Raw genomic sequence first — 12,506 nt, 5'->3', positions numbered from 1 at the left:
CTGAGGCCGGCCGGCCTCAGCCGATTTGAGGAGTCAGCGCATGGATGCAAACGAGATCCTGGGTGAGCTGCTCACCCCCGAGGGCCGCGACGACCCGTACCCGCACTACGCCGCCGCGCACGGCCTCGGCCCGGTCGCGCCGCTCGGCGACAAGCTGTGGATGGTGCCCGGCTACGACGCGATCAACGAGACGCTGCGGGCCAGCGAGTTCGGCCCGTGGGACGACCGGTACAACCGGCTGTTCACCGCCGCCGAGTGGAAGCTGCACCCCTCGGTCGTCGCCCTGACCAACAGCATCCTGGACACCAACCCGCCGGACCACACCCGGATGCGGGACGTGATGGCCCGGGCGTTCAGCGCCCGCCGGGTCGCCGCGCTCGAGCCGATGATCCGGCAGATCGCCCGGGACCTGCTCGACGAGATGGCCGACGCCACGTCGGACGGCTCGTCGGTCGACTTCATGGACCGCTTCGCCTTCAACCTGTCCGTCGGCGTGGTCGGCGAGCTGTTCGGCATGCCGAAGGAGGACTGGCCGCGGTTCAAGCAGCTGGCCAACGACTGGACCCTGGTCTTCGAGGTGACCCCCACCGAGGAGGACACCCTCATCGCGGACACCGCCTACGCGGAGTTCGAGAAGTACTTCCAGGAGCTGGTCGCCCGGCGCCGCACGCACCCGGGCGACGACCTGGTCAGCGCGGTGGTGCAGATCACCGACCAGGAGAACGCGCCGCTGACCGCGGAGGAGCTGGTCTGCAACCTCGGCGTGGTGCTGGCCGCGGGCATCGAGACCACCACCCACATCTTCGGCAACGGCCTCAACCTGCTCTTCAAGCACCCCGACGTCGCCGCCGGGCTGCACAACAAGCAGATCGCCGCGGACAACTTCGTCGAGGAGGTGCTGCGCTTCGACTCGCCGGTCCAGCTGATCGCCCGCGTCGCCCGTGAGGACGCGGAGATCGCCGGCACCCGCATCCCGATGGGCGAGTGGGCGCTGCTCGCGCTCGGCGCCGGCAACCGCGACCCGAAGCGCTACACCGACCCCGACCGCTTCGACCCCACCCGCACCGCCATCCAGCCGGTGTCCATGGGCGCGGGCATCCACCACTGCCTCGGCGCGCCGCTCGCCCGGCTGGAGGGCACGGTGGCGTTCACCGAGCTCCTCGACCGGTTCCCGAACGTGGCGCCGGCCGGTGAGCCGACCCGCCGGGACCGGCTGACGATCCGCGGGTACGAGAACCTGCCCGTCACCCTCGGCTGACCCCGCGACGGCGGCAGCACCCGCCTGCCGCGGCCGCCGCGCCCGGTGCCAACACCGGGCCCGGCGGCCCGCGGCGGGCTTCCGAGCACCGTTCCCGGCCCCGGCCCGCCTCCTGCTCCCTGCCTCCTGCTCCCTGCACTCGTCGGACCTCTGTGGAGATAGTGATGACTGATTCCCCCATTGGTAGCGGAGCGGAAATCGCGATTGTCGGCATCTCCTGCCGGCTGCCGGGAGCCTCCACCCCGCAGGAGCTGTGGGACCTGCTGAGCCAGGGCCGCCACGCCATCGGCAAGGCGTCCGACAAGCAGCGCACCGCCGGGCCCGACGGGGCCGACTGGCCGGGCGGCTTCATCGACGGCATCGACGCGTTCGACGCCGCGTTCTTCGGCGTCTCGCCCAACGAGGCCGCCGCGATGGACCCCCAGCAGCGCATCATGCTGGAGCTGTGCTGGGAGGCCCTGGAGGACGCGGGCATCGTGCCCGCCGACCTCGACGGCGGCCGCGCCGGCGTCTTCGCCGCCAGCATCACCAGCGACTACACCACCCTCCTCGCCCGGCAGCAGGGCGAGCTGTCCCGCTACACGCTGACCGGCCTGAACCGCGGGATCATCGCCAACCGGGTCTCCTACAGCCTGGGCCTGCGCGGCCCGAGCCTGACCGTGGACTCCGCACAGTCCTCCTCACTCGTCTCGGTGCACCTGGCCGCCGAGAGCATCCGGCGCGGCGAGGCCGACCTCGCCCTGGCCGGCGGCGTCAACCTGATGCTCGACCCGGGCAGCACCGCGATGACCGAGCAGTTCAACGCGCTGTCCCCCGACGGCCGCTGCTACACCTTCGACGCCCGCGCCAACGGCTTCGTCCGCGGCGAGGGCGGCGCCGTCGTCGTCCTCAAGGCCGCCGAACGGGCCCGCGCCGACGGCGACCGGATCTACGGCCTGATCCTGGGCAGCGCCGTCAACAACGACGGCCGCACCTCCGGCCTGACCGTGCCCGGCGAGCAGGCCCAGCGCGAGGTCGTCCGGCAGGCCGTCCAGGCCGCCGGCGTCCGCCCCGCCGACGTCCAGTACGTCGAACTGCACGGCACCGGCACCAAGGTCGGCGACCCCATCGAGGCCGCCGCGCTGGGCGCCGCGCTCGGCACGGACCGGCCCGCCGACCGGCCGCTGCACGTCGGCTCGGTGAAGACCAACATCGGCCACCTGGAAGGCGCCTCGGGCATCGCCGGGCTGCTGAAGGTGCTGCTGAGCATCGAGCGCCGCCAGGTGCCGGCCAGCCTCAACTACGAACGCCCCCACCCCGCCATCCCGCTCGCCGACCTCGGCCTGAGCGTGCAGGCGGAGCCGGGGCCGTGGCCCGACGAGCGGCAGCGCCTCGTCGCGGGCGTCAGCTCGTTCGGCATGGGCGGCACCAACTGCCACGTCGTCGTGGCCGAGGACACCGCCGCCGCGCCCGCAGCCGAGGCCGCCGCGCCCGCCACCGACGCACCCGCCACCGACGCACCCGACGCCGACACGCAGGCCGCGACCGTACCCGCCGACCACATCGCCGCCCACGCCTGGTCGCTGTCCGGCCGTACCGCGCCCGCGCTGCGCGCCCAGGCCGAGCGCCTGCACGCCCACGTCACCGCGCGCCCCGGCATACCCACTGCCGACACCGGCCGCGCCCTGGCCACCACCCGGCAGGCGTTCGAGCAGCGCGCCGTCGTCCTCGGCGACAGCGCCGCGGAGTTCCACGCCGGCCTGACCGCCCTGGCCGCCGGCGACCTGGCGGCCAACGTCGTGGCAGGCACCGCCCGCGCCGTCGGCGGCACCGTCTTCGTCTTCCCCGGACAGGGCTCGCAGTGGCAGGGCATGGCCCGCGAACTGCTGGAGACCTCACCGGTGTTCGCCGAGCACCTGACCGCGTGCGCACAGGCCCTCGCCGCCCACCAGGACTGGTCCGTGCTCGACGTCGTACGCGACGTGCCCGGCGCGCCGTCCCTGGAGCGCGGCGACGTGGTGCAGCCGGTGCTGTTCGCCGTGATGATCGCCCTGGCCCGGCTCTGGCAGGCCCAGGGCGTCACCCCCGACGCCGTCATCGGCCACTCCCAGGGCGAGATCGCCGCCGCGCACATCGCCGGGGCGCTCACCCTCGCCGACGCCGCCGCCGTCGTCTCGCTGCGCGGCCAGGCCCTCAACGCCGTCGCCGGGCTGGGCGGCATGGTGTCGGTGGCCGAGCCGCTCGCCGCGGTCCGCGACCGGATCGCCGCCTACCCCGGCCGGCTCGGCATCGGCGCCGTCAACGGCCCCGGCAGCACCGTCGTCTCCGGCGACCCCGCCGCCCTCGCCGAGCTGATGGCCGCCTGCCGCGCCGACGGCGTCCGCGTCCGCGAGGTCCCCATCGACTACGCCTCGCACTCCCCGCAGGTCGACGCCATCGAGGCCGACCTGCTGCGGCTGCTCGCCTCGATCCGGCCCCGCCGCGCCGACCTGGCCTTCTACTCCACCGTCACCGGCGGCCTGCTGGACACCGCCGAACTGACCGCCGCCTACTGGTTCCGCAACCTCCGCCAGACCGTCGAGTTCGAACCGGCCGTCCGCGCCGCCCTCGCCGACGGGCACCGCGCCTTCGTCGAGACCAGCCCGCACCCCGGACTGGTCGGCAGCATCGGCGAGACCCTGCGCGACGCCGCCGTCACCGACGCCCTCGTGACCGGCACCCTGCGCCGCGGCCACGGCAGCCTGCGGCAGTTCCTCACCGCCGTCGGCCAGTACCACGTCCAGGGCGGCACCCTCGACTGGGCACCGGCGCCGCGCCCCGCGCACCGCGTGGACCTGCCGACGTATGCCTTCCAGCGGGAGAGCTACTGGTTCGCCGCCCCCGACGGCGCGAGCACCGCGGGCCCCGCGAGCGCGCCCGCGCCGCACCGCCCCGAACCGGCCCGGCCCGCACCGCAGTCCGCCGTCGACGCCGCCGGGGACCCCGCCGCCCGCGCCGAGGACCTGGTCGGCCTGGTCCAGAAGGCCACCGCCGTCACCCTCGGCCACGCGAGCGCGGACGCCGTCGACGTCACCCGGACGTTCAAGGACCTCGGGCTCGACTCCGGCGCCGCCCTCGAACTGCGCGGCCGGCTCACCACCGCCACCGGCCTCGAACTGCCCGACACGCTGGTCTTCGCCCACCCCACACCGGAAGCCCTCGCCCGCCACCTGCGCGCGGAACTCGCCGGGGACACCGCCGCGGGCGCGGCAGCCGCGCCCCCGGTCGCCAGCAGCGAACCCCTGGCGATCGTCGGCATGGCCTGCCGCTACCCCGGCGACGCGAACTCGCCCGAGCTGCTGTGGGACCTGGTCGCGCGCGGCACCGACGCGATCGGCGAGTTCCCCGGCAACCGCGGCTGGGACCTGGCCGCGCTCTACGACCCCAGCCGCGGCCGGTCGGGCACCTCGTACACCAAGAACGGCGGGTTCCTGCACGACGCCGACGAGTTCGACCCGGACTTCTTCGGCATCAGCCCGCGCGAGGCGACCGCCATGGACCCCCAGCAGCGGCTGCTGCTGGAGACGTCCTGGCAGGCGCTGGAGGACGCCGGGATCGACCCGGGCGCCCTGCGCGGCGGCCAGGTCGGCGTGTTCACCGGGGTGATGGCCCAGGACTACGGCCCGCGGCTGCACGAACAGGCCGACGGGTACGACGGATACCTGCTGACCGGCAACAGCCCCAGCGTCGCGTCCGGCCGCGTCGCCTACGCGCTCGGCCTCCAGGGGCCCGCCGTCACCGTGGACACCGCCTGCTCGTCGTCGCTGGTCGCCCTGCACCTGGCGGCGCAGGCCCTGCGGCAGGGCGAGTGCGCGCTCGCGCTGGCCGGCGGCGCCACCGTGATGTCCAGCCCCGGCATCTTCGCCGAGTTCTCCCGGCAGGGCGGCCTGTCGCCCGACGGCCGCTGCAAGGCGTACTCCGCGGCGGCCGACGGCACCGGCTGGGCCGAGGGCGCCGGGGTCGTCGCGATCGAGCGGCTGAGCGACGCGCGGCGCAACGGCCACCGCGTGCTCGCGGTGCTGCGCGGCAGCGCGATCAACCAGGACGGCGCGTCCAACGGACTGACCGCGCCCAACGGTTCCGCGCAGCAGCGCGTGATCGGCCAGGCGCTGGCCTCGGCCGGGCTGCGGCCCGACGAGGTCGACGCGGTCGAGGGCCACGGCACGGGCACGAAGCTGGGCGACCCGATCGAGGCCGAGGCGCTGCTGGCGACCTACGGGCAGGGGCGCGCGGAGGACCGGCCGCTGTGGCTGGGCTCCATGAAGTCGAACATCGGCCACACGCAGGCGGCCGCGGGTGTCGCGGGCGTCATCAAGATGGTGCAGGCGCTGCGGCACGAGGTGCTGCCCGCCACGCTGCACGTGGACGCACCGTCCGGGCACGTCAACTGGAAGTCCGGTGCGGTCCGGCTGCTGACCGAGCCGCGGCCGTGGCCGGCGGGGGAGCGGGTGCGGCGCGGCGCCGTGTCGTCCTTCGGGATCTCCGGGACGAACGCGCACGTGATCCTGGAGGAGGCCCCGGCGGCGGAGGAGGAGCCCGCGCCGCAGGCTGCGAAGGTCCTTCCGACGGTTCCGGTGCTGGTGTCGGCGAAGGACGAGACCGGGCTGCGGGCGCAGGCGGCCAGGCTGCGGGAGTTCCTGCTCGCGCGGCCGGAGACGGGGCTGCTGGACCTCGGGCTGTCCTCGGCGACCACCCGGGCGCAACTGGAGCACCGGGCCGCCGTCACCGCCACCGACCGGGACTCCCTGCTGGCGGGGTTGTCGGGGTTGGCGGTCGGTGAGTTGGGCGGTGGTGTGGTGGAGGGCCGCGCCGGGTCGGGGAAGACGGTGTTCGTCTTCCCGGGGCAGGGTGCGCAGTGGGTCGGCATGGCGGTGGAACTGCTGGATTCCTCCGAGGTGTTCGCCGCGGAGGTGGCGGCGTGTGACGCGGCACTCGCCCGGTTCGTGGACTGGCGGGTGGAGGACGTGCTGCGGGAGGCGGTGGGGGCGCCGCCGTTCGAGCGGGTGGATGTGGTGCAGCCGGTGCTGTTCACCGTGATGGTGGCGCTGGCGGCGCTGTGGCGGTCGTTCGGGGTGGAGCCGGATGTGGTGGTCGGCCACTCGCAGGGAGAGATCGCGGCCGCCTACGTGGCGGGCGGGTTGTCGTTGGAGGACGCGGCGCGGGTGGTGGCGCTGCGGTCGAAGCTGGTGCTGGAGCGGCTGGCCGGGTTGGGCGGGATGGTGTCGGTGGGCCTGCCCGCCGAGGAGGTCGCCGTGCAGATCGCGCCGCACGAGGGCCGGGTGTCCATCGCGGCGGTCAACAGCCCGCGGTCCGTGGTGGTGTCGGGCGAGGCCGCGCGGCTGGACAAGCTCGTCGAGCAGTGGCACCAGGACGGGGTACGGGCCCGGCGGGTGCCGGTGGACTACGCGTCGCACTCGGCGCAGGTCGGCATCATGGAGGACGAACTCCTCGACGTCCTGGCGCCGTTGGCGCCCCGCCCGGGCCGCGTTCCCTTCTACTCCACGGCGACCGGTGACTTCGTCGGGACCGAGGGCCTGGACGGCGCCTACTGGTACGCGAACCTGCGCGGCCAGGTCGGATTCGAGTCTGCCGTACGGGAGTTGGTGTCCGAGGGCGCGAGCTGCTTCGTGGAGATGTCGCCCCACCCGGTGCTGGTCTCCGCGGTGACCGAGACCGCGGGCGAGGCCGAGGGCGGCGACCGGGTGCGTGTCGTCGGCTCGTTGCGCCGCGGCGAAGGCGGGCTCGGCCGGTTCGCGACGTCGCTGGCCGAGGCCCATGTGGCCGGCGCGACCGTGGACTGGGCGGGCTTCTACGCCGGGACCGGCGCGCGGGCCGTGCCCCTGCCGACGTACGCCTTCCAGCGGTCGCGGTACTGGCTGCCGGCCGGCGCCGGGGGCGGCGGCGACCTGACCGGGGCCGGGCTGGCGCGGTTCGCGCACCCGGTGCTGTCGGCCGCGGTGCGGGTCGGCGACCGCGACGAGTGGGTCTTCACCGGGCGGGTCTCGCAGGAGGCCCAGCCGTGGACGGTGGACCACGCGGTGTTCGGCATGGTCATCGTGCCGGGGGCCGCCCTGGTGGAGCTGTCGCTCGCGGTGGGCGGCCAGGTGGACTGCCCGGTCGTGGAGGAACTGGTCCTCCAGGTCCCGCTGCTGCTGCCGGAGGGCGAGGCGCGCGACCTCCAGGTCACCGTCGGCGCACCCGACGACGACGGGCGCCGCGACCTCGCGATCTACTCCGCGCCGGGCGGCAAGGACGGCGCGGAGAGCGCCGCGCCCACCTGCCACGCGCGCGGCAAGCTCGGCTCCGAGGTCGAGGCGCCCACGGTGCCCTTCCCCGCGGTGTGGCCGCCGTCGGGCGCCGCCGCGGTGCCGGTCGAGGGGCTGTACGAGCAACTGGCCGAGGCCGGCTACGAGTACGGGCCGCTCTTCCAGGGGCTGCGGGCCGCCTGGCGCGACGGCGAGCAGGTCTACGCCGACGTGGTCCTGCCCGACGACGACGCCGGCTCCTCCCAGGGGTTCGGGGTGCACCCGGCGCTGCTGGACGCTGCGCTGCACGGCAGCCTGCTGGAGGCGAAGGCCGGTTCGCAGGTCGGCCTGCCCTTCTCCTGGTCGGGGATCAGGACCGGGACGGCGTCGGGCCCGCGGGCCCGGGTGATGATCACCCCGGCGGGCGACTCCGCGTTCCGCATCGACATCACCGACGACCAGGGCGCCGTCATCGCGGCGGTCGACGCCGTCGCCTTCCGCCCCGTCGACCAGGCGCAGTTGGAGCGCAGCCAGGGCAACGGGCCGGACAGCCTGTTCACGGTGGAGTGGGTGCCGGTCCGGCCGGCGGACGGCGCGCCGCCGGCGGTGGCGCTGCTCGGCGGACTCGCCGGTGCGGGCGAGCCGTTCACCGACCTGGCCGCGTTGACCGCGGCGGTGGCCGCGGGCACCGCGGTGCCGGACGTAGTGGTCGCGGCGGTGCCGGCCGACCCCGACGGCTCGGCGCACGGCGTCGCGGCGCGGACCCTGGAACTGGTCCAAGCCTGGCTGGGCGCCGAGCAGTTGGCGCAGGCCCGGCTGGTGCTGGCCACGCGGGGCGCGCTCTCGACCGGTGGTGAGGCGCCCGACGTGGCGGCCGCTGCCGCCTGGGGCCTGGTCCGCAGCGCGCAGACCGAGCACCTGGACCGTTTCGTGCTGGTGGACCTGGACCCGGACGCCGATGCCCCCGCGCCGGACTGGCCGGCGCTCGCCGCGCTGGGTGAGTCGCAGCTCGCGGTGCGCGACGGGCGCCCCCTGGCGCCGCGGCTGGCGCGGGCGGCCGGGCCCGCGGTGCCCGAGCAGGGACCGTGGCGGCTGTCGCCCGTGGCGAAGGGCTCGCTGGAGGGCCTGCGGCTGGTCCCCTCCGACGCCGACCGCCCGCTGGGCGCGGGTGAGGTGCGGATCTCGGTGCGGGCCGCGGGCCTGAACTTCCGCGACGTGCTGATCGCGCTCGGCGTCTACCCGGGCGAGGCACCGCTCGGCAGCGAGGCGGCGGGCGTCGTGCTGGAGACCGGCCCGGGCGTCACCGACCTGGCGCCCGGCGACCGCGTGACGGGCCTGGTCCTGGAGTCGTTCGGCACCACCGCCGTCGCGGACCGGCGGATGGTCGCGCCGATGCCCGCGGGCTGGACGTTCGAACAGGCCGCCGCCGTACCGGTGGTGTACCTCACCGCCTACTACGGCCTGGTCGACCTCGGCCGGCTCGGCGCCGGCGAACGGGTGCTGATCCACGCCGCGGCGGGCGGTGTCGGCATGGCCGCGGTCCAACTCGCCACGCACCTGGGCGCGGAGGTCTACGCGACCGCCAGCCCCGCCAAGTGGGCGGCCGTCCAGGCGATGGGCATCCCGGCCGAACGCATCGCGTCCTCCCGGGACCTGGCCTTCGCCGAGACCTTCGCCCGGGCCACCGGCGGCAAGGGCGTGGACGTCGTCCTGGACGCCCTGGCCGGCGACTTCGTCGACGCCTCGCTGGAACTGCTGCCGCGCGGCGGCCGGTTCCTGGAGATGGGCAAGGCGGACATCCGCGACCCGCAGGAGGTGGCGGCGGCCCACCCGGGCGTCGACTACCAGGCGTTCGACCTGTTCGACGTCAGCCCCGAACGGCTGGGGGAGATCCTCGCCGAGGTGCTGGACCTCTTCGCGCGGGGCGTGCTCACCCACGCACCCGTCCGCACCTGGGACGTACGCCGCTACGCCGAGGCGTTCCGCTTCCTGCGCGAGGGCCGCAACACCGGCAAGGTCGTCTTCACCGTCCCGCAGCCGGCCGACCCCGAGCACGCGATCCTCGTCACCGGCGGCACCGGCGGTCTGGGCGCCCTGGTGGCACGCCACCTGGTGACCGTCCGCGGCGCCCGCCACCTGGTGCTGGTCTCCCGGCGCGGCCTGGAGGCGCCCGGCGCGGCCGAGTTGACCGCCGAACTGGAAGCGGCCGGCTGCCGCGTACGGGTCGCCGCCTGCGACGTGACGAACCGGGACCAACTCGCCTCGCTGCTCGGCGCGTTGGACACCCCGCTGGCCGGTGTCATCCACGCCGCCGGTGTGCTGGACGACGGTGTGGTGGCGTCGCTGACCCCGGAGCAGATGGACCGGGTGATGCGGCCCAAGGTCGACGCGGCCCTGCTGCTGGACGAGTTGACGTCCGACGCGGACCTCCGGTTCTTCGTCCTGTTCTCCTCCGTCGCCGCCCTCATCGGCAACCCGGGGCAGGGCAACTACGCGGCCGCCAACGCCGTCCTGGACGCGCTCGCCGCACGGCGCCGGGCCGAAGGGCGCCCGGCGGTCTCGCTCGCCTGGGGCCTGTGGGAGACCCGCACCGGCATGACCGGCGAGCTCGGCGACGCCGACCTGACCCGCCTCAACCGGCTCGGCCTGCAACCGCTGCCCACCGACCTCGGCCTCGAACTGCTCGACGCCGCCCAGCAGGTGGACGCCGCGCTGGTCGCCCCGGTGCGACTCGACCTCGCGTCGATCCGCACCCAGGCCCGGCAGGGCATGGCACCGCCCCTGCTGGCCGGACTCGTCCGGGTCCAGGTGCGGCAGCCCCGGGCCGCGGCCGGCGGCGGGGGCGGGTCGCTCGCCTCCCGGCTGGCCGGCACGGGCCCGGAGGACTGGGAGCAGGTCACGCTGGATCTGGTGACCGCGCAGGTCGCGGCGGTGCTCGGACACGCCTCCGGGTCGGCGGTCGACCCGGGCCGGGCGTTCAAGGAACTCGGCTTCGACTCGCTGTCCGCCGTCGAACTGCGCAACCGGCTCACCCAGGCCACCGGCCTCAAACTGCCGACCACCCTCGTCTTCGACCACCCCACCGCGCTCGCCGTCACCCGCTACCTGATCCCCGTCGCCATGCCCGGCACCGCGCCGGCCACCGGCGGCCGCTCCTCGGAGGAGGACGAGATCAGGGACCTGCTGACCTCGATCCCGATCGGCCGGCTGCGGGCCTCCGGCCTGCTCGACGCCCTCCGCGACCTGGTGAACGACCCCGCGGAGAACGGCTCTCCGGCCGCGGACACCACCGAGTCGATCGACGACATGGACGCCGCGGCCCTGATCCGGATGACCGAGATGACCGAAGAGACGGCGGTCTGACCGCCTGTGCCGCCACCCGATCCCGGACGCCCCAGAGCCCCCGCATCCCTCCCTCCATTCCCTCCATATCCCCCGCACTGTCAGCACCTCCCGCACTCCCCGTATCCCCCTGATGCTCCCGATCACCGGATTCGCTGATCACCGCTAGGCGCCCGAACCTGGAGGAACAAGCATGGCTGGCGACCAGAACGAGCTCGTCGAGGCCCTGAGGCGGTCGGTCAAGGAGGCCGAACGGCTCCGGCAGCAGAACCGGCGGCTCATGGCGCAGTCCACCGAACCGCTGGCGATCGTGGGGATGAGCTGCCGCTACCCGGGCGGCGCGAACTCGCCCGAGGGCCTGTGGGATCTGGTCGCCTCCGGCCGGGACGCGATGTCGGGACTGCCCGAGGACCGCGGCTGGGACCTGGAGAAGCTCTACGACCCGGACCCCGAGAAGTCCGGCACCTTCTACGCGCAGCGCGGCGGCTTCGCCGAGGGCGTCGGCGACTTCGACGCGGGGTTCTTCGGGATCAGCCCGCGTGAGGCGCTGGCGATGGACCCGCAGCAGCGGCTGCTGCTGGAGGGCTCGTGGGAGGCGCTGGAGGACGCCGGGATCGACCCCGGCTCGCTGCGCGGCAGCGACACCGGCGTGTTCTGCGGCGTCGGCCTCACCGACTACCCGGGCTCCGGGACCGGCCTCGGCGGCCGCTCCGACCTGGAGGGCTTCCGGCTGACCGGCGGCACCTCGAGCGTGGTCTCCGGCCGTGTCGCCTACAGCCTCGGCCTGGAGGGCCCGGCGGTGTCCGTGGACACCGCGTGCTCCTCGTCCCTGGTGGCGATGCACCTGGCGGCCCAAGCGCTGCGCTCCGGCGAGTGCTCGCTCGCCCTGGCCGGCGGCGTCACGGTGCTGTCCGGGCCGTTCCTGCTGATCGAGTTCTCCCGGCAGCGCGGGCTGGCCGCCGATGGCCGCTGCAAGTCCTACGCCGAGGGCGCCGACGGCACCGGCTTCTCCGACGGTGTCGGCCTGGTCGTGATGGAGCGCCTGTCCGACGCGCGGCGCCGCGGCCACCGGGTGCTGGCGGTGATCCGCGGCAGCGCCGTCAACCAGGACGGCGCCTCCAACGGCCTGACCGCGCCCAGCGGCCCGTCCCAGGAACGCGTGATCCGGGCCGCGCTGTCGGCCGCCGGACTGCGGCCCGACGAGGTCGACGCGGTCGAGGGCCACGGCACCGGCACCAAGCTGGGCGACCCGATCGAGGCGCAGGCGCTGCTGGCCACCTACGGGCAGCAGCGGCAGGACGCGGACCCGCTGTGGCTCGGGTCGATCAAGTCGAACATCGGACACTCCTCGATGGCGGCCGGTGTCGCGGGCGTCATCAAGATGGTGCAGGCGCTGCGGCACGAGGTGCTGCCCGCGACGCTGCACGTGGACACGCCGTCCTCGCACGTGGACTGGGAGTCCGGCGCGGTCAGGCTGCTGACCGGCGCGCAGCCCTGGCCGGCCGGGGAGCGCGTCCGCCGCGCGGGCGTCTCGTCCTTCGGCATCTCCGGGACGAACGCCCACCTGATCCTGGAGGAGGCACCGGCCGAGGCCCCGGCGTCCGCCGACGAGCCCGCGCCGCAGCCGGCCCGCGGCCTTCCCG

General features: G+C 75.0%; 3 protein-coding genes. All 3 read left to right on the top strand.

The features are described 5' to 3' along the window. Window positions 1-40 precede the first annotated feature (40 nt). On the top strand, window positions 41-1,258 hold the full coding sequence (locus AC3EVP_RS36285; RefSeq protein ID WP_435137890.1) for a cytochrome P450: 1,218 nt from the start codon (window positions 41-43) through the stop codon (window positions 1,256-1,258). Between the two features lie 164 nt (window positions 1,259-1,422). Next, on the top strand, window positions 1,423-10,884 hold the full coding sequence (locus AC3EVP_RS36280) for a type I polyketide synthase (protein WP_435137887.1): 9,462 nt from the start codon (window positions 1,423-1,425) through the stop codon (window positions 10,882-10,884). A 172-nt stretch (window positions 10,885-11,056) separates the two neighbouring features. Then, the coding region (locus AC3EVP_RS36275; RefSeq protein WP_435137884.1) for a type I polyketide synthase at window positions 11,057-12,506 on the top strand (1,450 nt) is incomplete at its 3' end.

Source organism: Actinacidiphila sp. bgisy144 (assembly GCF_057708105.1).
Note: the sequence above shows the minus strand (reverse complement) of the source record. Positions and strands in the feature narration are given on the sequence as shown.

Excerpts from the sequence above, each read along its gene's own strand:
- AC3EVP_RS36285 (WP_435137890.1), top strand. The coding sequence starts at position 41 with ATGGATGCAAACGAGATCCTGGGTGAGCTGCTCACCCCCGAGGGCCGC.
- AC3EVP_RS36280 (WP_435137887.1), top strand. The coding sequence starts at position 1,423 with ATGACTGATTCCCCCATTGGTAGCGGAGCGGAAATCGCGATTGTCGGC.